General features: G+C 61.0%; 28 protein-coding genes. 8 read left to right on the top strand and 20 right to left on the bottom strand.

The features are described 5' to 3' along the window. The first annotated feature begins 176 nt into the window (after positions 1–176). The 5 genes from ACZ5J0_RS02160 (at position 177) to ACZ5J0_RS02140 (ending at position 4,435) form a co-directional block, all read left to right on the top strand. Positions 177–1,427, top strand: a complete 1,251-nt coding sequence (locus ACZ5J0_RS02160) for a sensor histidine kinase (RefSeq protein ID WP_464094063.1) — start codon at positions 177–179, stop codon at positions 1,425–1,427. After that, positions 1,424–2,050: a response regulator gene (locus tag ACZ5J0_RS02155; RefSeq protein ID WP_142936911.1), complete on the top strand. Its 627-nt coding sequence runs from the start codon at positions 1,424–1,426 to the stop codon at positions 2,048–2,050. The genes ACZ5J0_RS02160 and ACZ5J0_RS02155 overlap by 4 nt, the downstream gene beginning before the upstream one ends. A 28-nt stretch (positions 2,051–2,078) precedes the next feature. Further along, positions 2,079–2,645 (top strand): HdeD family acid-resistance protein, encoded by a 567-nt coding sequence (locus tag ACZ5J0_RS02150; protein ID WP_464094062.1) that lies wholly within the window; start codon positions 2,079–2,081, stop codon positions 2,643–2,645. Positions 2,646–2,707: 62 nt separating this feature from the next. After that, entirely contained in the window at positions 2,708–3,514 is an 807-nt protein-coding gene (locus ACZ5J0_RS02145; protein ID WP_464094061.1) for an exodeoxyribonuclease III, read from the top strand. 33 nt (positions 3,515–3,547) lie between these two features. Further along, entirely contained in the window at positions 3,548–4,435 is an 888-nt protein-coding gene (locus ACZ5J0_RS02140; protein ID WP_464094060.1) for a DUF8083 family protein, read from the top strand. Positions 4,436–4,468: 33 nt separating this feature from the next. On the opposite strand, the gene ACZ5J0_RS02135 is transcribed toward ACZ5J0_RS02140, so the two are convergent. From ACZ5J0_RS02135 to ACZ5J0_RS02120, 4 genes are all read right to left on the bottom strand, one after another. Continuing rightward, complete coding sequence (locus ACZ5J0_RS02135; protein WP_142936915.1) at positions 4,469–5,518, bottom strand: LacI family DNA-binding transcriptional regulator; 1,050 nt, start codon at positions 5,516–5,518, stop codon at positions 4,469–4,471. Between the two features lie 113 nt (positions 5,519–5,631). After that, a complete protein-coding gene (locus ACZ5J0_RS02130) occupies positions 5,632–6,594 on the bottom strand; it encodes a carbohydrate ABC transporter permease (RefSeq protein ID WP_142936916.1) in 963 nt (320 codons plus the stop codon). Further along, entirely contained in the window at positions 6,591–7,556 is a 966-nt protein-coding gene (locus ACZ5J0_RS02125; RefSeq protein ID WP_142936917.1) for a carbohydrate ABC transporter permease, read from the bottom strand. The genes ACZ5J0_RS02130 and ACZ5J0_RS02125 overlap by 4 nt, the downstream gene beginning before the upstream one ends. A gap of 96 nt (positions 7,557–7,652) precedes the next feature. After that, positions 7,653–8,999, bottom strand: coding sequence for an ABC transporter substrate-binding protein (locus ACZ5J0_RS02120; RefSeq protein WP_142936918.1), 1,347 nt, complete (start codon positions 8,997–8,999; stop codon positions 7,653–7,655). A 260-nt stretch (positions 9,000–9,259) separates the two neighbouring features. On the opposite strand from ACZ5J0_RS02120, the gene ACZ5J0_RS02115 reads away from it, so the two are divergent. Continuing rightward, the gene (locus ACZ5J0_RS02115) at positions 9,260–9,661 is read left to right on the top strand and encodes a helix-turn-helix domain-containing protein (protein ID WP_024819271.1); all 402 of its coding nucleotides are present in this window, start codon (positions 9,260–9,262) and stop codon (positions 9,659–9,661) included. Between the two features lie 9 nt (positions 9,662–9,670). Here ACZ5J0_RS02115 and ACZ5J0_RS02110 read toward each other — a convergent pair whose 3' ends face one another. From ACZ5J0_RS02110 to ACZ5J0_RS02060, 11 genes are all read right to left on the bottom strand, one after another. Further along, entirely contained in the window at positions 9,671–10,312 is a 642-nt protein-coding gene (locus tag ACZ5J0_RS02110; RefSeq protein ID WP_464094685.1) for a DNA alkylation repair protein, read from the bottom strand. A 148-nt stretch (positions 10,313–10,460) separates the two neighbouring features. Then, positions 10,461–11,276 carry an anti-sigma factor domain-containing protein gene (locus ACZ5J0_RS02105; RefSeq protein ID WP_464094059.1) on the bottom strand — a complete coding sequence of 272 codons (816 nt, stop codon included), beginning with the start codon at positions 11,274–11,276 and terminating at the stop codon, positions 10,461–10,463. Then, positions 11,263–11,877: an RNA polymerase sigma factor gene (locus tag ACZ5J0_RS02100; protein ID WP_464094684.1), complete on the bottom strand. Its 615-nt coding sequence runs from the start codon at positions 11,875–11,877 to the stop codon at positions 11,263–11,265. Before ACZ5J0_RS02100 ends, ACZ5J0_RS02105 begins: the two co-directional genes overlap by 14 nt. A gap of 16 nt (positions 11,878–11,893) precedes the next feature. Next, positions 11,894–12,589, bottom strand: coding sequence for a class F sortase (locus ACZ5J0_RS02095; RefSeq protein ID WP_464094058.1), 696 nt, complete (start codon positions 12,587–12,589; stop codon positions 11,894–11,896). Positions 12,590–12,724: 135 nt separating this feature from the next. Then, positions 12,725–13,591 carry a DUF4397 domain-containing protein gene (locus ACZ5J0_RS02090; protein WP_142936921.1) on the bottom strand — a complete coding sequence of 289 codons (867 nt, stop codon included), beginning with the start codon at positions 13,589–13,591 and terminating at the stop codon, positions 12,725–12,727. Positions 13,592–13,700: 109 nt separating this feature from the next. Next, positions 13,701–14,312: a hypothetical protein gene (locus ACZ5J0_RS02085; RefSeq protein ID WP_142936922.1), complete on the bottom strand. Its 612-nt coding sequence runs from the start codon at positions 14,310–14,312 to the stop codon at positions 13,701–13,703. Continuing rightward, positions 14,309–14,956: a DUF6286 domain-containing protein gene (locus ACZ5J0_RS02080; protein WP_142936923.1), complete on the bottom strand. Its 648-nt coding sequence runs from the start codon at positions 14,954–14,956 to the stop codon at positions 14,309–14,311. The genes ACZ5J0_RS02085 and ACZ5J0_RS02080 overlap by 4 nt, the downstream gene beginning before the upstream one ends. Next, complete coding sequence (locus ACZ5J0_RS02075; protein ID WP_142936924.1) at positions 14,953–15,333, bottom strand: hypothetical protein; 381 nt, start codon at positions 15,331–15,333, stop codon at positions 14,953–14,955. Before ACZ5J0_RS02075 ends, ACZ5J0_RS02080 begins: the two co-directional genes overlap by 4 nt. Continuing rightward, a complete protein-coding gene (locus ACZ5J0_RS02070) occupies positions 15,330–15,521 on the bottom strand; it encodes a hypothetical protein (RefSeq protein ID WP_142936925.1) in 192 nt (63 codons plus the stop codon). Before ACZ5J0_RS02070 ends, ACZ5J0_RS02075 begins: the two co-directional genes overlap by 4 nt. Continuing rightward, entirely contained in the window at positions 15,518–15,964 is a 447-nt protein-coding gene (locus tag ACZ5J0_RS02065; protein ID WP_142936926.1) for an Asp23/Gls24 family envelope stress response protein, read from the bottom strand. The genes ACZ5J0_RS02070 and ACZ5J0_RS02065 overlap by 4 nt, the downstream gene beginning before the upstream one ends. Before the next feature lie 92 nt (positions 15,965–16,056). After that, a complete protein-coding gene (locus ACZ5J0_RS02060; RefSeq protein WP_464094057.1) occupies positions 16,057–16,200 on the bottom strand; it encodes a hypothetical protein in 144 nt (47 codons plus the stop codon). Between the two features lie 466 nt (positions 16,201–16,666). Here ACZ5J0_RS02060 and ACZ5J0_RS02055 point away from each other — a divergent pair, with 466 nt between their 5' ends. Continuing rightward, positions 16,667–17,131 carry a DUF6318 family protein gene (locus ACZ5J0_RS02055; protein WP_238703273.1) on the top strand — a complete coding sequence of 155 codons (465 nt, stop codon included), beginning with the start codon at positions 16,667–16,669 and terminating at the stop codon, positions 17,129–17,131. Between the two features lie 232 nt (positions 17,132–17,363). Continuing rightward, the gene (locus tag ACZ5J0_RS02050; RefSeq protein ID WP_464094056.1) at positions 17,364–18,089 is read left to right on the top strand and encodes a hypothetical protein; all 726 of its coding nucleotides are present in this window, start codon (positions 17,364–17,366) and stop codon (positions 18,087–18,089) included. 17 nt (positions 18,090–18,106) lie between these two features. Here ACZ5J0_RS02050 and ACZ5J0_RS02045 read toward each other — a convergent pair whose 3' ends face one another. The 5 genes from ACZ5J0_RS02045 to ACZ5J0_RS02025 form a co-directional block, all read right to left on the bottom strand. Next, complete coding sequence (locus tag ACZ5J0_RS02045) at positions 18,107–18,943, bottom strand: carbohydrate ABC transporter permease (protein ID WP_142936929.1); 837 nt, start codon at positions 18,941–18,943, stop codon at positions 18,107–18,109. Beyond that, positions 18,937–19,908: a carbohydrate ABC transporter permease gene (locus ACZ5J0_RS02040; RefSeq protein ID WP_464094055.1), complete on the bottom strand. Its 972-nt coding sequence runs from the start codon at positions 19,906–19,908 to the stop codon at positions 18,937–18,939. Before ACZ5J0_RS02040 ends, ACZ5J0_RS02045 begins: the two co-directional genes overlap by 7 nt. Before the next feature lie 11 nt (positions 19,909–19,919). Then, the gene (locus ACZ5J0_RS02035) at positions 19,920–21,242 is read right to left on the bottom strand and encodes an ABC transporter substrate-binding protein (protein WP_142937116.1); all 1,323 of its coding nucleotides are present in this window, start codon (positions 21,240–21,242) and stop codon (positions 19,920–19,922) included. Between the two features lie 213 nt (positions 21,243–21,455). Then, positions 21,456–22,565, bottom strand: a complete 1,110-nt coding sequence (locus ACZ5J0_RS02030) for a LacI family DNA-binding transcriptional regulator (RefSeq protein WP_142936931.1) — start codon at positions 22,563–22,565, stop codon at positions 21,456–21,458. Between the two features lie 67 nt (positions 22,566–22,632). After that, entirely contained in the window at positions 22,633–23,523 is an 891-nt protein-coding gene (locus ACZ5J0_RS02025; protein WP_464094054.1) for a PfkB family carbohydrate kinase, read from the bottom strand. Positions 23,524–23,556 lie beyond the last annotated feature (33 nt).

Raw genomic sequence — 23,556 nt, 5'->3', positions numbered from 1 at the left:
GCATCGGGTACATCTCCATGCTTCCGCGAGCGCCCCCACGCCGCATCGGCCGGGCGCCGCTCCCGGTCTCAGCCTTTCCGCCACCTGTATCAGCCAAAAGGTGGAGAGACCAATGACTGCGTGGGATCTAGCATGGAAAGAACGCCTTCCACCCAAACCCGGAACGGGAACCACCCATGCCAACTGCTCATCCAAGGCTCGAACCTGGCAACCAGCTCAGCAGCCGGATTGATGGCCGCATTGATGCTGTGGTGCACTTGGGCTTCGCCGTCCTGATGGTGGCCTCCGCGGTCCGGTACGTTATGCGTCACTCCCCCGCGGACAACCTGTGGACCGTTGCTTTGGCCGTGGCCGTGTGCGCGCTGTATGCGGTGACCGCGGTGCTGGCTCACCGCCAACCACTGGCTCACCGGCAGCCGCCGGGTCAACGCACTCACCGGTTGTGGATCCCGTGGATGGTGGCGTTAGTGACAGCGTGGGCCGCGTTGGTGGTGGTCGCTCCGAGCTTCGCATGGTGTTCCTTCGCCATTTTCTTCCTCACGCGCACGGCCTTCCGCGGTTGGGCCGGCTACGTGGCGGGAGGCGCGACGGCGGCCGCTACCGCCGTCGGGCTCTTCCGCATGAGCGGCTGGACGGACATCGCCATGCTGCTGGGGCCTCTCGCGGCGGGCGCCCTGCTCACGCTAATCTACGACAAGATTGAGCGCGATACGGCACTGCAACGCAGGCTCTTCAACGACGTCACCCGAGCCCAGGAGCAACTCGCCGCCAAGCAACGCGAAGCCGGAATCGCCACCGAGCGCGAGCGGGTTTCCCGTGAAATCCACGACACCGTCACCCAAGGCCTGGCCAGCAGCCTGCTCCTCCTCGAGGCCGCCCAACGCTCCTGGCCAGCCGAATCCGCCCACCATGACGTCCGCAAAGCAACAGATTTGCTCAGGCGCAACCTCGCAGACACCCGCAGCCTGGTGCACGAGCTCTCCGCTCCCGGCCTTGAGACCGGGCCGCTCCCGGAAGCCCTGGAACATGCGGCACGGCAATACTTTGAGACCGTCAGCATCCACGTCACCGGTGAGCCGCGGCCCCTTCCATCCGAGGTGCGTCATGCCCTGCTCCGCGTCACCCAAAGCGCCGTGGCCAACATCAAACTCCATGCCCGCGCGGACCATGCCAGCGTGACGCTCGGTTACCTTCCGGACGCGGTCACCTTGGACGTGTTCGACGACGGCCGCGGCTTCGATCCCGCAGCGGTACCTCCGGCGTCGGCACACGGAGGATACGGCCTCCGCGCAATGCGGCAGCGTGTTGAGCAGTTGGGCGGAGAATTGTCCGTGGAAAGCTCGCCCGGCGAAGGCACCATCATCGCGGCGCAGTTCCCACTGACCCAGCCAGCTGATCCGGCCCATGCTTTGAAGGAGGCCCTGTGAACACTATCTCGGTGCTCCTCGTGGACGACCATACGGTAGTTCGGAGCGGACTCAAGGCGCTGCTGGGCACCCAAGGTGACATCGCCGTCGTCGCGGAGGCGTCCTCCGGCGAGGAAGCCCTGAAAGCCACCCAAGAGCATTCACCCGCAGTAATCCTCATGGACCTGGCAATGGGCGCTGGAATGGACGGCATTGAAGCCACCAAACAGCTGCGACAGCGGAACCCGAAGCAAGCCATCATCGTGTTCACCACCTACGATTCGGACGCTGACATTGTGCGGGCCGTGGACGCCGGTGCCATGGGCTATTTACTCAAGGATGCTGCGCCGGAAGAAATTTTCGCAGCCGTTCGTGGCGCGGTGCAGGGGAAAAGCGTGATGAGTGCGCCGGTAGCTTCCCGCCTGTTCCAACAATTACGGAATCCGGACGAAATTCTCACGCCCCGCGAAGCCGAACTGCTCAGCCTCCTAACCCAGGGCCTCAGCAACCGTGATCTCGGGAAAAGACTGTTCATTTCCGAAGCGACAGTCAAAACCCACCTCGCTCATATCTACGCCAAACTCGGCGTCGAAACCCGTGCCGCAGCAATTGCCACAGCTATCCGGCGTGAGGGGATGCGGTAAAGGCACGCGGTTGGTTACGCTGAGCCGTATGGACGATCCAGCGGATCGCAAAATGTTCAAAAACCCGGGAACTGCTTTGCTGGTCCGGGGAGCCCTTTCCATAGTTTTTGGCCTCTTGATCTTTGTTGTGCCCAGTGCCACCGCTTTGGTGGTGGTTGTCATGTTCGGTGTTTTTGCGATCATTGACGGCATTACCAGCGTGGCCCATTATTTCTACGACCCCGCTGGCCGTTCGCGCTGGACCATCGTGGGTGGGCTCATCTCCATAGCAGCCGGCATTGTGGCCATTGCGTTGCCGGGAATTACCGCGGCAGCAATCGGTGTGCTGATCGGATTGTGGGCCCTTGTTCTTGGCCTTTCCCAAATTATCCTTTCGCTGGCCGCGAGGACCTTCATCCGAAGCTGGGGTGTTTGGTTCCTGACCGGCCTGATCACCACGGTGTTCGGGATTGTGGTGCTGGTGAATCCGGGTCTGGGCCTCTTGGGCCTGGTGTGGATGTTGGCCGGATTCGCGATCGTTACCGGGTTGCTCCTGATCGCATCGGGCATCGGGCTCCGCAAACTCACATCCTCCTCCGCACTTTACGTCCGCTAGTTCGTCAAGGTAAAAACCCGTCAGGTGATGCGCTCAGCCCCAAGTTCGGTAAGTTAGTGGCTGTGAAGATAGCTTCCTGGAATGTGAACTCCCTCCGCGCCCGTGCCGACCGCGTTGAGGCCTGGCTTGAGCGCAGCGACTGCGATGTCCTGGCCATCCAGGAGACCAAGTGCAAGGACGAGAACTTCCCGTGGGAGCTCTTTGAGCGCATGGGTTACGAGGTTGCGCACTTCGGCGTGAACCAGTGGAACGGTGTAGCCATCGCTTCGCGCGTGGGCTTGGAGGATGTGCAGCGCACCTTCCTGGACCAGCCCGCGTTCGGTAAGGCAGGCAAGGATCCTGCCCAGGAAGCCCGGGCCATCGCTGCTACCTGTGGCGGCGTCCGCATCTGGAGCCTGTACGTTCCCAACGGCCGCTCGCTGGACGACGAACACATGCCGTACAAGATCAAGTGGCTGGACGTCCTGCAGGGCCATGCGGCTGAATGGCTCAAGTCCGAGCCCACCGCCCAGATCGCCCTCATGGGTGACTGGAACATCGCCCCGTTCGATGAGGACGTTTGGGACATCGAGCTGTTCCGCAACAACAACTACACCCACGTCAGCGAACCCGAGCGCGCCGCCTTCCACGCCTTCGAAACCGCCGGGTTCACCGACGTCGTCCGTCCCTACACCCCGGGCCCCGGCGTCTACACCTACTGGGACTACACACAACTGCGCTTCCCCAAGAAGGAAGGCATGCGCATCGACTTCTGCCTCGCCTCCCCGGCCCTGGCATCACGGGTCACAGGCGCCTCCATCGACCGCGAGGAACGCAAGGGCAAAGGCGCTTCGGACCACGCTCCGGTCATTGTGGAGCTGGCGGACTAAGTACAGGCTCACTGACGAAAAGGGGCGGTTGATATGACTGGAAACCTGTATCGGGGCCAGGCGGGTCTGCCGTTCTCTTCGTCACTGCGCATTTTCGAGCCCATCGAGGCGTTCCCGCCCGAACAGCAACGCCAGCTTGTGGCGGAAGGCACCAAGAACGGTTCCCGGGCCGCCGTCGAAAATGCGGAGCTCCAAGCCTCCCTGGGACGCATCACGCGTTCCGGCGGCGACCCTTTCCCCACCGGCCGAACGGACTTGGTACGCATGACGCGCGTGCCCACAGGACGGCACGCTGCGGCCCAGGATACGGAAGATTACGACGCCGGTCGGCTGCTTTTCTGCCCCAGCCAACTGGTGATTCGGGCTGGCTTGGCGGCCAACGCGCTCATGGATGGCGTGCACAGTCCGCTGGCCGATCTCCTTATCCCGGTCTCGCAGCGTGACAAGCACCAGGCCAGGATCGATCGCATCAACGCCGGGGAGGCCGCAAAACGGGTGCACACCCGGGCTTCAACGTGGGGCATTCCGTTCAGCTGGTTCTCGCTTTTCAGTGAGTCGGACCGCAAGGACGTGGTGGAGTCCGAGGGGCGCATCCTCACCGTCCGGGTATGGACACCCATTACTGAAGCCTTGGATAGGGCCCGCTTCGCCGTGGCCCATTTGGCCTTGGCCGCACCTGATTTGGACATGCTGGATGACCTGACACAGCTCACGGAGTGGCTGGAACTATTCCACGTCCAGTCCATGGTGGAGCTGGATTATGGTGCCGTGGCTGACAAGGTGTATCCGGACGAGTCCCCCATGGATGTCCGGCTCGGCATCGAGTGCCTGGCTGAAGGGGACATGACCGGAGCGGCCGCCGCCTACCGCAGGCTCGCCTCGCGGTGGATTCCCATCCGGCAACTGGCGCGGGCCTCCTAGCTGGGCTCGTGCTTTTTAGCTGGGCTCGTGCCTTTAGCTGGGCGGGGCCGTTGTCTCGCGGACAATCAGCTTGTGGGGGGCCACCTCTGAATGAACCGCTCCCGGGTTGCCGTCCAATTCGTCCAGCAGCATCTTGGTAGCCAGCTCTGCCTGGTTGTCGGGCCGCTGGCCCACGGTGGTCAGGCCAATGGATGACGAGAAGTCGTGGTCGTCAATCCCGATGACGGAAAGGTCTTCCGGCACCCTGACGCCATGACGGCCCGCCTCAAAAATGACGCCCATAGCCATCTCGTCCGAGGAGCAGAAGATGGCTGTTGGTTTGCGGCCGGGTTGGCTCCAGAGCCGGTTAAACGCCTGCTGTCCGCTGGCGACAGTGAAGTCACCCCACTGGTCCCACTCGGGGCGGACTTCCAGGCCGGCGTCGGTCATGACTTCCTGGAAGGCGCGGATACGCACGCGGGGAACGTCGAAGTTCAGGTCCGTTTCGTCGTCGCCATGGAGCAATGCGATGTCCTTGTGGCCCAGGTCCAGCAGATGCCGCACGGCGGTGGACGCGGCGTCGTAATCGTTGATGCCGATGTACGCGCAGTCCTCAACGTGGCCACCCACCACAACCAGCGGGATGTCGATTTTGTGGAGGTGTTCCAGCTCTTCCTCTGTCAGGGACATACAGAGCACCAACAGTGCGTCAATTTGTTTGTAGACCATGGTGGAGCTGAAGAGCCGCTCACGGTTGCTGCCGTGGCCGCCCAAGTTGAAGAGGGAGAGGTTGTACTTGCGTGAATGGAGTTCCCGGTCCGCGCCCTCTATGGCTTTGGAGAAGAACCACCGGCTCACAAAAGGTGCCAGGACTCCGATGGTGCGGGTGCGGCCCGTCGCCAAGCCTGATGCCGATGACGACGCAACATATCCCAGTGAACTGGCAACTTCGAGGATTTTCTCGCGGGTGGCGGGAGACACCCGCGGTAGTCCCCGCACGGCGCGTGAAACGGTGGCCGTGGAAACTCCGGCGGCTGCAGCTACGTCCTCAATACTGACGCCGGTATGGCCGCCGCGTTGGGATCTACCCGTTGTTTTTGACACAGGCTCCCCTCTCCGGCCGCCGTTGCTCCGCCTTCAAACCCTAAATGTGTATTTGTAGATTGCCGCCTCGGTTACGCAGGCGCGTAATGCGCTGCGTAACCGAGGCCGCAGTCCTAACCCTTGAGGCCGCCGGACAGCAGGCCGCGCACAAAGTAGCGCTGCAATCCGAAGAACACCAGGAGCGGGACGATGATGGAGACAAACGCTGCTGCCGGGTTCAGGTAGTCCCTTGCACCGCGGGTACCGGAGATCTCAGCCAGACGCTGCGTAATGGGCGCAACGTCTGCCGTTCCACCGGAGAACACCAACGCCACCAGCAGGTCATTCCAAACCCACAGGAACTGGAAGATCGCCAGCGAGGCGAGTGCCGGTACCGACAGCGGCAGAATGATCCGCCAGAAGATGGTGCTGTGTCCGGCGCCATCCACCCTTGCCGCCTCAATGACTTCACCGGGAATTTCGGAGATGAAGTTATGCAGCAGGAAGATGCCCAGCGGAAGGCCGAACATGGTGTGGGCAATCCACAGCTGGGCGTACGAACCCGCAGGGAGCTGCAGGGTCTGCGTAAAGAACTGCAGCAGCGGAATCAGGGCCATCTGGAGAGGGATGATCTGCAGGGCAAAGACGAAGATGAAGAGAGCGTCACGGCCCTTGAACTTGCCCCACGCGAAAACGTACGCAGCCATGGACGCCAGGACCAGCACGAAGATGGTGACCGGGATGACGATCGCGATGGAGTTGACGAAGTATTGCGAGAGGTTGGCGGATTGCGACCCCGCCGGGGTGAGGACATCCGCGTAGTTCTTGAACGTGAACTGCCAGTCGACGAACGCATTCCACCAGCCGTCGGACCGGGGACCTACCTGCTTGGCGGCAGGACGGAACGAGGTAACAAAGAGCCCGAACGTCGGCACGGACCATACGACGGCGATGATGATCGCTGCCGCTGTTGCCCACTTGGAAGTGAGCTTGGTCTTGACGCGGCGCATGATGGGCTGGGCGTCCTCCGTGGGGTCGGATCCAGGACGCTGCCGGGTGGCCTTCGAGGCCTCTTTCGGGGCTGGCGTGGCTGTCAATGGATCTCCCTTTGCTTGCGAAGGACTCGAGCGTTGTACACGACGATCGGCAGCACCATGAGGAACAGGATCAGGGCCAACGCGGCACCCCGTCCGGGCTCACCGGCGCGGAAAGCCTGCGTGTACATTTCGTTGGCGACTACGGAAGTGTCGTAGTTGCCGGCGGTCATGGTTCTCACGATGTCGAAGACCTTCAGCGTTGCGATGGTAATGGTGGTCAGGACCACCACCAGGGCTCCACGGATGCCGGGGACTGTGACGTTGCGGAACTGCTGCCAAGCGTTGGCACCGTCCAGGCGGGCCGCCTCGATGAGTTCCACAGGGACACCCTTGATGGCCGCAGACAGGATCACCATGGCGAAGCCGGTCTGGATCCAAACCATCACGATGATGAGGAAGATGGTGTTTTCCGGGGCATCCAGCAGGAACTGCTTGGGATCCATCCCCAGGGCGACCCTGAAGAAGTTGATGACACCGGTCTGCTCGATGTTGGGGCCACGGTAGTCGTAGACGAGCTTCCAAATGATGCCGGCGCCCACAAAGGAGATGGCCATCGGCATGAAGACCAGCGATTTGAGAACCCGCTCGCCGCGGGCCTTATCAATGAAGACTGCGTAGGCGAGGCCGAAGCTCGTCGACAGCAGTGGAACCAGGACGGTCCAAATGACGGTGTTCCGCAGCGTGGTCAATGCCTCAGGCTGCGTGAACATCCACACGAAGTTATCAAAGCCGTTGCCATTGCCGCTGGCATCCGTGAAGGCCAGCATTGACGTGCGGATGGCCGGATAAACCAGACCCACCAGCATCAGGATTGCCGCAGGAGCAAGGAATCCTGCCACCGTGACTTTGTCTTTGACTGACTTAGGCGCCCTGTCCACCAGCAACATGATGAGGCCGATGACCGCTGCGAATATCGCAAGGGCTATCACTACTTGTAGGAGTTTTTCTCCAATAAATTCCATACCCAACCTCCGGGGCGTGAGTGAATCACTAAGTTCCGGGAAAAGCACTGCCTCCCCGGCTGGGTCAACCAGTCAGGGGAGGCAGCACTCTGGGAGTTAGCTCTTAGGCCAGCTGGATTCGATGCTGTTGGCAACATCCTGGGAGGACGTGCCGTTGATCCACTGCACGATGCCCTTCCAGAAGGAGTTGGAACCAACTGCGCTCGGCATGAGGTCCGAACCGTCAAAGCGGAACACGGTTTCCTTGTCCTGGAGGATCTGGACGGTCAGCTTGTCCAGGTCAGACTGTGCGTTGTTGGGGTCCAAGCCCTTGTTGGCACTGACCACGCCGCCAAGCTTCACGCGGTTGTTGGCGAAGTCGGCGCTGGCCAGGTATGCCAGGAACGACTGAACTTCAGCGGTGTCCTTGTAAGCACCAACCATCTCGCCACCACCGGTGACTGCCTTGCCCTTGCTTTCGTCAATCGGCGGGGTGATGAAGGCCCAGACGTCGCCGTCTTCAGCCACGTTGGTTCCTGCAGGCCAGTTGGCGGCCTGGAAGTTGGCCTGGTGGTGCATGGCGCAGGTGCCGTCGAGGACCGGCTGGCCGGCCTGGGCGAACCCGGTGCTGAGGATGGAGCGAACGTCACCGAAGCCGCCGTTCACCATGTCCGGGTTGAGCAGGATGTCGCCGGCCTTGTCGAAGGAATCAACAATCTTGGGGTCATTGAACGGAATCTGGTGAGCCACCCACTGGTCGTAGACCTCGGGGCCGTGGGCACGCAGGACAACGTCTTCGATCCAGTCCGTGCCGGGCCAGCCCGTTGCTTCTCCGGACTCGAATCCGGCACACCACGGCTTCATGTTCTTGTCATCCGCGGCGATCTTCTTGGACAGCTCGATCATTTCGTCCCACGTCTTGGGGACTTCCCAGCCCTTGTCCTTGAAGGTCTTGGGCGCGTACCAAACAAAGCCCTTGACGTTCGCGAGCATCGGAGCGGCGTAGAACTTACCGTCCACCGTGCCGTACTTCTTCCAGTCCGGGGACCAGTTCTTGTCCACAAGGTCGGACACGGTCTGCGGTGCGGGCTTCAGGTAACCGGCCCGTGCCTGGGTGGCCAGAAGGCCGGGCTGCGGGAAGATCGCAACGTCCGGGGCGGTGCCGGACTGGGCACGCACGCCGATCTGCGTTTCGAATTCCTTGCTGCCCTCGTACTTAATGGTGATGCCGGTGCAGGATTCGAACTGCTTCCAGGATTCCTCGAGGTTGGTAGCCTCGACGTCGACGATGGTGGAGTAGACGGAGACGGTCTTCCCGTCATGCTTGCCATAGCTTTCGTAGGCGGAGCAATCATCCGAGCCGGCGGTGGATCCCCCACCGCCACCATCTCCGCTACAGGCGGAAAGGGTAAGTGCCAGAACACCGGCGGCTGCGACCGGTAGCAGGTACTTGGTTTTCTTCATGCTAAAGACTCCTCGCTGAGTACAAAGATTCGGCGGCGCAATTGATGTGGTGACGCTCACACTAGCCATGATTCGCCAGTCAATGCAAGCGCTTACACATAACGTGATCGCATTGATACCAAGCAGCCTGCGCTTCTCCGCGGGCGGCGGTCCTCGAGCGCTCGGTGAGCTGGTTGACGGCCTGCTCCGCGTTACTCCGCGCGGCCTGACGAGCCTCGCTGATTTGATTGCCTACTATTGCCTATGGAAAAGTAGGAATCGTGGATGAACTTGAAGCACTGCAAACCATAGGCCGCCTGATCAAAGAAGAACGCTTGGCACAAGGGCTGAGCCAGGTTCAGCTGGCCAAGCAGGCAGGTACTGCCATCAAGACGGTCCGCACACTGGAATCCGGGACCCGGCGAACGCAGGAGATCAACCAACGCAAGCTTGAGCACGCCTTGGGCTGGAGGGCAGGTTCGGTGTCCGAAGTCCTCAAAGGTAAATCGAACTTCGCTCCGGAAATGATCACCCCCGACGACATGCGCTCAGGCGACGAATCACGGCAGGGACCTCCCCGGGTTACCGTTCCCAGCGCTCCCATTGCCCGGGCCTCGCACCTCTCCGATGAAGAGCTGCTCGCCGAGCTCACCTACCGGATGATGCACCGCAACCGAGGCTGATCGGCCACACTACAGTGCCTGGCGACGCACCATCTCATTGATCCAGGCCGGCGCGAACGGCGACGTGCAATTGGGCGGTGTGGGATAGTCCTTCAGCACTTCCAACCGCTCTCCGATGTCCAAGGCCCTGGTCCTTTGCTCCGGGAATTCAATCCCGATTTGCGCCAGGCAGTGGTTCATGGCCCACTGAAGGCGGTCCGGGGCTTCCTTCATGTGGCTATCAATAACGTCCAGCAGTTGCACAAGATCCAGGCCTTCGGGCTTCTTGACGACACGCTCGGAGGTCAGCGCCCAGCCAGCGCTTGCCACCACGGGATCGGAGTCAGCGAACCAGGTAACCCGCAATTCTTCGGAATGCGGGCTTTTCTTGACGACGTAGTTGACAAGCCAGTCCTGGACTTTGGGGGTCCGTGCTTCCCGCAACATGCTGTCCAGTTCGTCCCGGTCAAAGGCCTTGGGCCGGCATATCAGGAGCGCCAGCAATCTGGCTGCGGTGTCACCGGTGTTCCACAGCTCGCGGGAGAGCTCCTGCTGGGTCTTCAACCTCTTCGCGATGGCACGCAGCTTGCTGAGGTTTACCCCGTGGTCATCGCCGTGTTTCTCGTTCACTTCGCGGGCCCGGGGCTCTTCCAATGCCGCAAGTTCCGCCATGAGACCGGACACCGTCGCTTCGAGCGTCAACTCTTGGGCCGCCGTCGTTTGAGCCACCGTGGCCTCCTTTCCTTCGGGTGTGGGATTCAGGCTACCCGTTGCTGAATGCGAGGGCAGCGCACGGCTGCGCATCAACCGCTTGGACGGCTCAGGAACTTAGCGAACCCCTCACGATGCTCACACTGGAGTGGCCGGGATTTCCATCCAGCGGTTCATCAGAGACGTCGACGATAGGAAAATCGTCCAAATTCAGATCTGACGGAAGCGGGAAGGTCCCTGAATCCGAGCTCATGATTCCCAGACTGATCAGCCGTTTAAGGTCCGTGCCGATGAGCCAGACCTCCTGGTAGCCCTGTGCTTCATCTTTGCTCAGCTTCACTTCCAGGTTTCGTGATCCGTCCGCGGACTCAAGGACTGTCGCTGATCCTGTGGCAGTGTGCTGTGCGAGTGGGGACAACTCTGCCCGCGCCAATGGCGTTGCCGCTTGATTGAGGTTCCACAGCGTTCCACCCGCGATGACCAAGGCCCCCGCCGCAGCAACTGCCAACCAGGTCCCACGGCGTTGCCACCCCGAGGGACGCTTCTTGACGGAACGTATGTCTGTGGGTGGCGCCGGGGGGTGCCCTGGTTCGGGCGGATCGGTGTGGCCGGCTTTGCTGGTTTCAGTCCCAGTTGCAGAGCCAGCTGCAGATCCCGTTGCGGAGCCCGTAGCTGGGCCCAGGGGGTCCGCCCGGGTTGCATCGGACAGACCCAGTTCCCGGTGAATCCCGCTCCACACGTTGGGGCCGGGCACCTCAAAGCTTGTGCTGTCCGGTGTGGTTTTCATGGCGTCCACGGCGCGGCGCAATGCGGCGTACTCCGCCGAGCAGGCATCGCAGCTATTGAGATGCCGTTGGCCCTCCTCATCGAGCCAAGCACCGTACAGCGCCAGGAGGCTCAACTCTTCCGGATCAATGTGCGGCACGGTCAACCTCCAGTCTGCTTCTTAGGTGGATCAAGCTGCGTCGAATGTGGCTCTTGACGGTACCAAGGGGTAGTTCAAGCCTGCGGGAAATCTGCTCATGCGTCAGGTCCTCGTAGAACGCTAATTTCATGATGGCGCCCTGCGGTTCACCAAGCCGGTCCAGTTCTCCGTCCAGAAGCAGCCTGTCGGCCACTACCTCAACCGCTTCCCCTGTTGGAGATGCCCCGCCAGTGTCCTGGACCTGGGCGACGGCAAGGATTCTGCGAACTTCCCGGTTAGAGGCAGAATGGGCGTCCGCAATGGCGTGGCGTGCAATGCCCACTATCCAGGCCGGCAGTCGCGAGACCTCCGGGTGGAAGGTGTCGCGGTGTCGCCAGACCCTAATGAAGACCTCTTGCGTGACGTCGTCGGCTGCCGAACGGTCTCTCAAAGACCTCAAGGCGAGCGTGTGCACCAGCGGGGCGAACTCCCTGTAAGCGGCCACAAGTGCGGCCTCATCCCCCGCCATAAATGAAGTGGTCAAAGCATCGTCCCACGCGGATGAAACCTCGTTTGGGGATACCAAAGGAGACTCCTTCCCGGCGTCAGCGACGAGGACCACGGCCGGGTTGGGGTACTTATTCAAGGACCGCGGTGACAATGACATTGTCGCTGTAGTCCATTCGTTCGTCCAGCCACCTGCCCCCGCACGTGACAACCTTGAGTTCGTGCGGACCCGTGCGACGGAACAAAGATTCGCCGTCGAAGGCGTCCTTGGCCATCAACGTGACGGAAACAACCCGATAGTTGAGTGCGGGAGCACCCTCCCGTCCTACGGTGATCAAGGTTCCGGCCGGTAAGGATTTCAACTGGGAGAACGGTGCTTGGTCGGAGGTGGTGTCGATGTGTCCGGCAAGCACAGCCGAGCCTTCCGCGGCTCCGGGCGCTGGCCCGAACCGATACCAGCCTGCCTCATAGAAGGTTTCCGGTATCTCCATAGCACCACCGGGCGCGACCCCCACGGGTACTACGCCCATATCAATGGACGTACCAGCCACTTGGAGTGACACAGGAGGGGGAGTCGCCGCGGGCTGCGTTGGAGTTGTGCCCCGCAGCTTGACTTCGACAGGTGGCGCAGAAGGCTCGGCGGGAGGCATCGACGGTTGAGTCTGCTGCACGCTGGGGATCGAGTCGCTTGTCTCGCTAGAGGCACTCGGTGCCGTGGACGGCGTCGGGGTCCCGCAGGCCGTCAGAAAGAGCACAGCCACGGCGGCCAGCGCTCCCATCCATTGGTGCGCACTGCGACGGCGGCCTGTACCGCTTTGGAGGCGCATAGGGCGACTTTGGTGTCGCTCACTTGATGTCATCACGCGTTTTCCTGGGGGTCTCCGGCTAGATGCTACGGCTGCCATGGTTTAGGCGGAATGCCCTGGCCATCGCTGCGGACGGCCAGGACGTGTTCCAAGGACTTAGGACTTGATCCCGGAGGTGACAGCACGAGCCCTACGAATCCCCAGAGCGATCAGCAGCAGCGTTGCCGCAGCGAGGCCACCGCCCAGCATCAGCTGTTCTGTGGAGACATCACCTGCCGAGGCGCCTGGAGACAAAGCGCCCGATGAGCCGTCCAGTGCGCCGGGTACCGATCCTGGTGCCGAATGCAGTCCGTCAATGGTCTGCACCGCCAATTGCAGATTCTTGTCGGTGAGGCTTCCCCACGCGTAGACGATGGTGTGCGTTCCTTCGGTCACTGTCACATCCGCAGGGCCAATGACAGGTGCCGTGGTGCCCGCTGCAGCCACTGCGGCTGAGACCGTACCGGGGTCCAGTGTGAGTGTTTGCTCGTTAGGGTTGGCCAGATTGCTCACAACGGCCGTGCCGCCGGCCAGCACATCCACAGCCGGTGCCGCAGCAGTGTGTCGGACGGTCAACTTGCCTTTGCCTGCATCGATGCGCGAGACGTCGTTCGTGAAGAAGTTCGCTGTTGGCTTTCCTGCCGCATCGAGGTTGGCGACGGCGGTGTAGTTGCCGTTTGCAGCCAAAGTCACCGTCACGGGCCCAATAACAGGGGCAGAGGCATCGGCGGCGTCCGAGGCAGTAATTGCGAGATCGTACGCTCCCGGCGGAAGTGCCAACGGGCCGGCCAGTGTGCCTGGAGTGAAGTCGTCCAAGGTTCGTGCTCCGTTGACCCAAACGTCAACGGTCAACCCAGGCACACCGTGAAGTACAGACAAATGTGCGTCGCCCTCCGCCGCTTGCGCGGGGACAGCCAAAACGATTGCTGCTGCCAATGCCGCGGCACTGGCTCCTGCTCCTGCCGTAAGTATTCTGCTGCGCATGTCCTTCTCCTCGATCGGCCCGACGTGCGGGGTTTTTGCTGATACCCCTACTACCGACATGAGGATGGTTATGGATGCGGATGCACTCGATTTTTTGAGGGTGTGTTTCTCAGCGGACCCTCTCGGCCTTGGTAAACCTTGCCCGGGCACCGGAAACCATGTGCACCAGGACGGGGGTCTTCTGGCCGATGACCAGGTCCAACGCTTCAACCAGCTGAGACACTTCCGCAGCCAGGATATGGGGCGCCACACCCTGCCGTGGTTGGATGCGGATGCGCAGTCCGGGCTGGCCCTTCACTTCGAGGGTGGCAACGGAGGCGCCGGCGAGGTCCGTCCTTTCAGCCAGGGCGGACCTGAGCGCCTGCTCGGCCACGCCACCACCGATCCGGACTTCGCCGTCAACCGCGCTGTCATCGTCGCTCGCCACCAGAAGGTTGGCACGGCCTTTTCCTTGCTGGGACACCCAGGCGATCATCCCAATGATGATGGCCACCAGGACGACGCCGGCCACAATCCACAGCCAGCTCTCTTCACGCCCGGGGAGGTGAGTCTGCCTGAAGGCATTCTCAGCACCCGCCCACACGGAAGCAGACCAACCGTGCCACCATGTGGCCACCGCAGGCACGGTGGCCAACAGCACGAGAAGCAGCCCGATGGCCAGCAGCTTCACACCAATGATGAAAAGAAGTATGCGGTTAAGGGTCCGCGGTGTTCCGTTCACGCTCCGATCACCCCCGAGGACGCCAGATTTACCCTGACAGCTGGCATAGGCACCGGCGACATTTCCTCAAGTTCGGCCTGGACGGCAGTTAATACTGCTTCTTCGCTGACACGGCTGCCGGACGTTGGCCGCACGTTCACCACCACCAGTTGCCGTGAGACCACCACCATGACCTGTTCCTGGGTGACGTTCGCGGCAGTTCGTGCCCGACGTGCCAGTGCCGAGGCCAGGACCTCGTCATCAACCACGACGGCGGTGCGCGGGTCCCTGAGCAAGTGGCGGGCGCGCCTGCCCGGCAGGACGGCGTGCAGCAGGAAGAACAGCCCCACCATGGCGATTACCGCACCACTGGCCCCAAGCAGCAGCGGTGAGATGCCTTCCGGGAGGGCGATAATGCGCTCCGCGGCCGTGGTGGGATCGATAAGCCATGGCGGCTGCCCTATGGCGCGGACTCCTGCTTCGAGCAAAGCGTAACCGCAGAGCACGATCACCAGAACGGCCGCGATCACGGACGCTCCCGCGCGGGACGAATGCGTCTCACGGCGCAGGATACGGCTCATGCTCGGGTCTTCCCCGGCCACCGGGCTTGCTCCCCTGTTCGGATCCGCTGCGTTCACTCGCTGTGTTTCCTGATCCTGGGTCACTGGACGCGGCCTCCCTCAGTGACATGTGCTCCGCTGATTCTGATATCCACCCTGCTCAGTTGGGATCCGCTGAGCTGGGTCACGGTTTCAAGAACGAACGCCTTGGCTGCCACAGCGCGGTCCCAGATGGAGCCTCCAAAGCCTTGGACCCGCTGCGGATCACGCAACACCTCTGTCAAAGCCGGGACGCTGATAGGTGCCACGATGGACAAAGCCAACAGGCCGTCGTCGTCCGCCCAATCAGCGCGGATGTGGCTGGCGTCAACGCCGAGCGCCTGCGCCGCGGCGGCCCGAGCCAACGATGTCAATGCCTGGGTACTGATCCGGTTATGGCCGGCCAGGCTGGTGGTGTTCTCCACAGCCTCAGCCACGCTCATGACGAAGAGCGCCGGCCCGTAATGGCATCCAGCACACTGCGAAGATCCAGTTTGCCCTCAGCCGCGCGGCCGAGCAGGGCGCCTATGCCCATGAAAAGCAGGGAGATCAGGAAACCCCATAGCCCGAACGAGAAGGACATGAAAGCCACGAAAGCGCCGATACCAATTCCCACCACGGTCATGCTCATTGGAGTGCCTCCCTTTCCACTACCACTGCCTTGCTTCCGGCGGGTTTCGCCGGCGGTGCAATGAAAACATCAGTGATTTCGATATTGACCTCAATCACTTGAAGACCAACCAATTCCTCCACGGCGCGGTATACAGCGGCGCGGACCTGGTTAGCGACGCCGTGCAGGGGATGACCGTAGAGCGCAACCAAGGTGATGTCCACCGCCACTTGGGTTTCCCCCACCTCGGCGCGAACCCCTGCTGCGTGGTCCGAGCTGCCGACGGCGTCGCGAATAGCGCCCAGCGCTCGGGACGGAGCGGAGCCCAAGGAGTAGACGCCAGGCACTGTGCGGGCAGCGATACCCGCAACTTTGGCGACGGCGGCCTCGGAGATGATGGTGCGTCCGGTGCCAGGGATTTCGCCCCCGGGCACGGGATCAAGCTGCACATTCTGGTCTTCCATGGAGCACTCCCCTTCTCTTGATTACCACCCTAGCGTCTAGCTCCGACGCTTTGGGAGAAGCGTCGGAGGGAAGGGAACGCGCCCGGCTCCCGCTACGTGCAGTTCTTATCGGTCCAGTCCTGGACGGGCTTCATAAGTTCCTCAAACTGCCCGTCCCCGTATTTGCTGAAGTCCGAGCCGGCGGACTCCCTGAAAGCACGAAGTTCCTCGGAGGCTGGCTTCAGTTCTCCGGGCATTTTGCCCTCCATTTGCGACAATTCCTGCTCCCGTGGATGCGCTTGGGTTCACGCTGGGATTCACGCCTAAGTCTGCATTCGAGGACACTTCCGCTGCGGGCGCCTGCCATGCCAGCGAGGCAAGTGCGCCGGTGACCTGTGCGGAGACCACAGGAAAGTTATCCACAAGCGAGAATTTCCGGCTGGGTTGCCAATGTTTGACCCACCTAGACTGACGCACAGATCACCGAAACAGCTGCTGGGGAGCCGCACCATGCCACGCCAAACGTTTATGTCCTTTCCTTCTGTTCGCGCCCGGCAGGCAGCTGCGGCTCTCGCCTTCGCAGTGCTTCTATGCGGTTGCCAAGGCAGTATCACGCCCGGCAGCCCAGCCTCCCCAACAGGCACGACGACGGCGACACCCACCTCGAGCGCTTCGTCACCGATTGCTCTGCCAGGGAGCGCGACCCCACAGACGGCGCCTGCCGTGTACAAACCCGCCGATGCCAAGGGGAAAGCACAGAACGTGCCCGTTCCCGTCATGCCCGACCTGGCGAAGGAGAACTCGAAGGCCGGACTGGAGGCGTTCATTGGGTACTGGTACGCGCAACTGAGTTATGTCGGAGAAACAGGCGACATGTCGGCCTGGCTGCCCCTCATCTCCCAAGAGTGCCGGCTCTGTCTTCGGCTCCAGGAGTCCGGCGAGGACGGATATGTGAATGGGCGGTGGCTAGCTGGCGGGAAGATTACGGTACCCGCCATCGAACTTCAGTGGACTGCCGATGCCCTAAAGTCGGCCAAAGTGCAGGTAATACAAGAACAGATCGACTACTACAACGCGGACGGAAGCATCGGACGAACAAGATCGGAAGCATCAAATGACGCCTTCGCCCTCTTCGCCAGGTTTGCGGACGGAGCTTGGACGGTGGTGGACCTTGGCGTCATCGAGTAGGCCTTTCAGCGCTTGGGTCCGCTCGGCCCTAGGGATCGCGTTTGGGCTATTGGTGTGCTGCATTCTGGCACCGCCGTCCGCGTCGGCGGATGACATATGGGCTGCAAACAACGCAGGCGATCAAGGAGTCGATATTGGTGCCAGGTTCACAATCGACCCTGCAAGCGGGCAGCTAGAACCTCGTCTCGGCGGAACTTCAACCTCGCCCGCAGCCGACGACCCCAATCAGTACATGGCCGATACCCATTGCCGGGCCGACGGTCCCGATACGAAGGACCCTGGCTGCGATGCCCTCGAATGCCCGGCCACCGCGCCCGGAGGCGAGGAGGGCACACCGGTCATCTGGAAGGAGGCCCCCAAAGCAATCACCAATCCGGGCTGGACGGACTGGATCCCGGTCAGCGGCCCGACGTGCCTCTATGACCCCGAACCCGAAAACGTCCTGCCCAAAATCGCCGCGCGGATCCTCACCGACTTCCGCCAACTACCCGTCAACCCCGGAAACCTCCAAGCCCAACCCTTCCCCCACACCCTCAAAGGCGGCCCCACCAACTTCTACACCACCACCAACGACCAAACCTTCGACCTCACCATCCTCGGCCAAACAGTCCACCTCACCGCCACACCCACCAACTACACCTACACCTTCGGCGACAGCACCACCCTCGGCCCCACACCAGCCGCCGGCTACTCCATCCCCGAAGCCGAATGGCTCAACAACCAGACCCGCACCAGCCACATCTACGCAGAAACCGGCAACTACCAAGCAGCAGTCACCACCAGCTTCACCGGAACCTACTCCGTCAACAACGGCCCACCACTACCCATCAACGGCACCCTGGACATCACCACACCCACCAAAACCATCCACGTCTGGAAAACAGAAAGAGCACTCGTCGCCGACACCTGCCAGGAAAACCCCAACTCCTGGGGCTGCCCCGGCACGGAATCTCGCTAAGCCCAGTACGCACACGTCTACTTGCCCACTCCATCCGCGAGACCACGGATGAAATACCTCTGCCCCGCGAAGAACAGCACGATCACCGGAATTGCCGCAATGGCCATACCTGCGAAAACCACGGGGTAGTCCGTGCCGTGCTTGGACATCAGATTGGTGAGCCCCACGGGAAGGGTTTGTAGCGCTCCCCCGCTGGTGAACACCATGGCGAATAGGTATTCGTTCCAGGTAAACAGGATGTTCAGGAGAACCGTCGAAACCAAGATCGGCTTGCACATGGGCAAGATGACTTGCCAAAACGCGCGTGCCTTTGAGGCCCCATCCACTGAGGCGGCTTCATCCACCTCTGCGGGCAGATCCATCATGTAGGCCCGGATGAGGAACGTCGTGAAGGGAACACGGAAGGCTGTGTACAGAATCAGAAGCGCCCAGAGATTGTTGTACAGTCCCAAGCTCTGGAACATCTTGACCAGCGGGATCAGTGCCACTGTGGGAGCGAGCATCAGGCCGCCAAGGATGAGAATCAGCACCACCCTGTTGAACGGGATATTTACCCGGGTCAGTCCATAGGCAGCCCAAGCGCTGATAAATACCGTGGCAATGGTGGAAGCAACAGTGACCAAGACGCTTGTAGTGAGATAGTCGCCCACCCCTCGGTTCCATGCGGTGACGTAGTTGTCCCATTTCCACGCGACCGGCAGGGCGAAGGGATTGGAGAACAGTTCGGAGTTGGACTTCACGCCGTTGAGCAGCATCCAGACCAACGGATAAACAACCACGACGGCGAGTGCAATGAGGAACGCTTTGACGAGGACCCTACCGAGCACCAGCAGCACAGCTGAGCGCGTCACCATTGGACCCTCCTTTTCTTGGAGATACGAAGCTGTATGACGGCCAGGACCAACGTGATGATGAAGACAGCAGTGGCGACGGCGGCCGCGTAGCCAAAGTCATTGCGGACGAATCCGCTTCTGTAGAGCCACGTGCCAAGGACCTGGCTTGAATTGTTGGGGCCTCCACTGGTCATCACCATGACTTCGTTGAACACTTGAAAGGCCCCGGATACGGTGACGATCATCATCAGCCCGGTCATTTCCCTGACGAGTGGCAGGGAAATTGAGAAGAACCGCTGGAGGGGACCGACGCCGTCGATGGACGCTGCTTCATACAGTTCGGAAGGGATCCGCTGCAGTGCCACGGAGAACAGAAGCGTGCAATACCCGAAGCCTTGCCATTGGCTCATGGCGATGATGGCAAAGATGGCCGTGTTCTCCTGTCCCAGCCATGCCTGAGTGAAGTTCCCCAGGCCAAGGACATCCAGCGCCGCGTTAAGGATGCCCATCTCTGGTTCGTAGATGAAGTAGAACAAGAGGCCTGCCACCGTCAGTGAGATAGCAGAGGGTACGAAATAGACGGCTCGAAGGATTCCCCGCCACCGCTGGCTTCGTAGTCCCTCGATCATCGCTGCAAGGATGATCGCCCCGAACACTTGGAAAGCAATGGAGATGATGGCGTAAAGGGTGTTGTTAAGGAGTGACTTCCAGAAGATGGGGTCGTTGAGCATGCGGACGTAGTTGTCAGCGCCAACAAAGGTCTGGCGGCCACTGTAGATATCCCACTTGAGGAAACTGAAGCCTAGGTTCTGCACCAGTGGCAGGTAAGCAAAGACGCCTAGAAGCAGGACCGCTGGCAACACCCAAACGAAGTTGCGCCAGCGACGCGACCGGGCTGGCTTGTTGGTGCGGTTTCGAGGCGACTTAGCGGAAACGGGCGCCGGCGGCGAAGCCGCGGGCTTCCAGGCAGTATCGGAAACAGTCATGACGTTGCCGGCTACTTTGCTGCACTGGAAGCAGCCCGAACAGAGGCAAGAACCTGATCCGGGGTTTGCGTTCCAGCCACCAAGGCCTCCCCACCAGCCAACCAGGCGTCAGCAACAGCAGGAACAGTAACCGAGTCCAGCCATGTGATGGCTGCGGAAGCTTCGTTCACCTGCTTGATACCCTCGATGACGGGTCCGGAAGAGTTCTCCGTGGAAACCGCGCCTTTGACCGCACTGGGCTGGCCGTACGGCGGGGCAGAGAGCTTGGCAGCGTTCTGGCTATTGGTAACGAACTTCATGAAATCAGCTGCAAGTGCGGCGTTCTTGGAACGGGCATTGATGATGTAGCCCTCAGGGGAACCTTCGATCGCTTGTGTATCGCCCTTGGCATCCGCTGCGGCGGGGAGCTTGAAGATGCCCAACCCGTCCTGCTTGAGTTTCGAGTCGGCAGAAGCAGTGGAGTCGAATTCAAGGATCTCCTGGTAATACATACCTGATTTACCCTCAGCCAAGGCCTGCTGCGCCGTGGTGTAAAGGACTCCGTTGGAGTCCTTGCCGCTGCCGGTGCACTCGTTGACCAAACGGGTGAACTGGTCCATTGCCTTGAGGTAGCCCCGGTCCTCCAGCTTGGCCGTTGCCGGACTGAAGTCGGCTTGCAGCGTATCGGCCGGCACTTCGTAAGCGAACAGTTGCTGCAGGTAGTGGAGCCCCGGCCAACCGTCCTTGTTCCCGAACGAGATCGGCTCGTAGCCTGCTCCCTTCAGCACTGAGCAGGAAGAGATCAGTTCATCGAATGTGGACGGCGGTGTCAGGCCCAGCTCTTTGAAGATGCGCTGGTTGTAACCCATGAACTTGCCGTTGTTGTAGAGCGGAACTGCGAAGTACTTGCCGTCCTTGGCGAACGCCTTGAGCGCGGACTCGCCAAAGTCATTGCCCCACTCCGTCCCCGGGGCAATGATAGGGGTCAGATCTGCTGCGAGTCCCCCATCAATGAAGTTGTTGGCCCAACTGCCAGCCCATGTGAAATAGATGTCGGGCATGGCCTGGGAGGCAGTCAACGTCTTGGTCTTGTCCTTGATGCTCTGGTCCGTCTCCTGGATGAGCTCAAAGGACACTTCCGGGTGTAGCTTCTTGTACTCCGCAGCTAAATCCTCAAAGTACGGCTCAAGCGGGTCACCGCCGAACTTTGTGAGAATGCTGAGCGTTCCCGTGTACTGAGGTTCAGCGTTTGGGTCCAGGGCAGCGGCCGGCTGGCTTCCGCCGTCGGAACAACCAGTAAGCGCCAAAGCGGCGGCGGCCAGCAATGCCATCAGTGATTGGGTGCTTTTACGCATCATTTCTTCTTTCGGTAGAAGGGCCGATTCAGCCGTGTCCCCTACGGGAGTGGGAAGTCACGCCCGCCGTTGGGGGTGCACTTCACCGCTGACGGGCTGAAGGGGTAAGTCCTGAGTTGGAACAGGGAGGTTGGAACTTGTGATACCGGTACCACAGTGAATCATGATTTGGCTCAGCGTGGAAGAGACCTAACGGAAATTAAGGGAGCGAATTTACGAGTCGCCGCGAGCAGCGCGCACAGGGCCGTCTGATGAACGGGCCACGAGCTGCGAGGGCAGAACGTGCTTCTTCGGTTCAGAAGTGTCGCCGTCGATCCTTGCGATGAGCTGCTGGGAGGCGACAATGCCCATCTGGCGCATGGGCTGCTGGATCATAGTCAACGGAGGGTCCATGACGGCCGCCCAAGGGCTGTCATCAAAGCCGATGAGGGAGACATCCTTCAGTACACGCAGGTTTTTGGCACGCAAAGAATGAAGAGCCCCCACCGTCGCTTCGGTTTCGGTAGTGAAAATGGCAGTGGGCGGATCCGCGAGGGCCAACATTCCGCTAACAGCCCGCGTCGCCTGGCCCTCATTCTTGAGAACGTGGGTGATGAGCGCGGTGTCGAAAGGAATTCCTGCCTCTTCCAAGGCATCGAGATAACCCCTCAGCCGCTCACCATCACTCCACAGCGCTTCATCCAGGATGCTATGCATCTGCTTCAGGTCCGTCGCCGGACTGAGGGTGACGGGCCCCCATGCGAACGCTATCCGCCGGTGACCATTCTGTATAAGCGATGCAACGGCAGACCGTGCAGCCTCCCGGTTGTCGATTACCACCGAATCCGTCTCCAGCTTGTCCACCAAACGGTCTATGAGGACTACAGGAGTCCCGCGATCGATGGCATTGGATAGATGTGAAACGTCATCGCTTCGACCTGCAGCAGACGCCACCACCAGGCCGTCCACTTGCTTTGCCAGCAGGACTGCGATGGCGTCGCGCTCCAGCTCAAGCTTCTCGTCAGTGCTCAGGATGATGGCGTCGTAGCCAGCCATTTTGGCTGTTTCCGAGATGCCCTTGAGCACGCCTGAGAAGAACGGGTTGGCCACATCCGCCAGCACAATCCCAAGGGTTTTGGTGACTCCCGTGGTCATGCTGCGCGCCAGAGTGTTCGGCTGATAACCCAGCTTTTCGGCCGCCCGCATCACCTTGGCGCGGGTGGCTTCACTGACCGATCCATAGTTTCCGAGGGTTCGAGCCACCGTTGCCCGTCCCACTCCAGCAGCTGCTGCTACTTCGGTAATGGTGGGGGCAGCCGGGTGGTTCTGATGATCCGTCGCCATCCGGCCCCCTTCAGTTGTGGAATCCGCGCCCGCAGTTCCGTCCGTTGATTTGTCCCTGCATCAGATCCTAGTTGCTCCCTCTACGACTAGTTGCTACCTTGACGGCCCGGCCGTAACCGAACGCGCCCTCCACATAACACTGCGCCGCGGCATGCTCAGCTCCTCGGGCCAACGCTCTCTGTAAAGCGTCGGCCGGCGGCCGATACGTTCGACTCCAACCGGAGCCAAGCAAATTGACCACGAGTCCGGCCAGAAAAGCATCACCGCAACCCATCGTGTCCGCAAACCGACGTGGATCAGTAGGTGCCGCTGCCTGCGTGAGGAAGCGTTCGCCGTCGTACATCATTGCCCCTGACTGCCCGCGCGTCCCCACCGCGAGCGGAACGCCCGCTGCATGTACTCGCCTGAGGTCATGCTCGACGGCGGCAACAGTCATGTTTCCGCACGACAAAAGGGCCAGGTCCACGTAGGGCGCCGTTAGTTCCAGATAGGAGTCTGATCGACGTTCCGGCTCCGACGAGTAGTCGAAACTGACTAAGGCACCAGTGCTGCGGACCGCCGGTAACTGGGTCTCCGACGCGGAATAGACGCTCGAATGCACCAGATCGGCGGAGGCCAAGTACCTGAGGTGTTCAACGTCAAGCATGAAGGGATCACTTGTGGTGACGCCCCCTTCATTCCATCCCAGGAAGATACGGTCGCCGTCCACTACCTTGATTTCAGTGACGCCATTGAGGCCGTCACGGATGATGCACTTGCTGGTATCAACACCCTCCGAATCGATGGCGTTCCGGACAAAAGCACCCAAGGGATCGGAGCCGAAAACGCCCAGATAGGCGGACTCGATGCCCAACCGATGGGCAAATACCGCGACGTTAACGCAGTTTCCCCCGGGGTACATCACTTTGCGGTCGAGAAAACGGTCCACAATGTTGTCCCCGAATCCGATTACTTTCATGCTCTTCCTGTCTCGAATCTGCGGGCCCGGACA

It is taken from the genome of Arthrobacter sp. DualSoilB13 (assembly GCF_055389195.1).
Note: the sequence above shows the minus strand (reverse complement) of the source record. Positions and strands in the feature narration are given on the sequence as shown.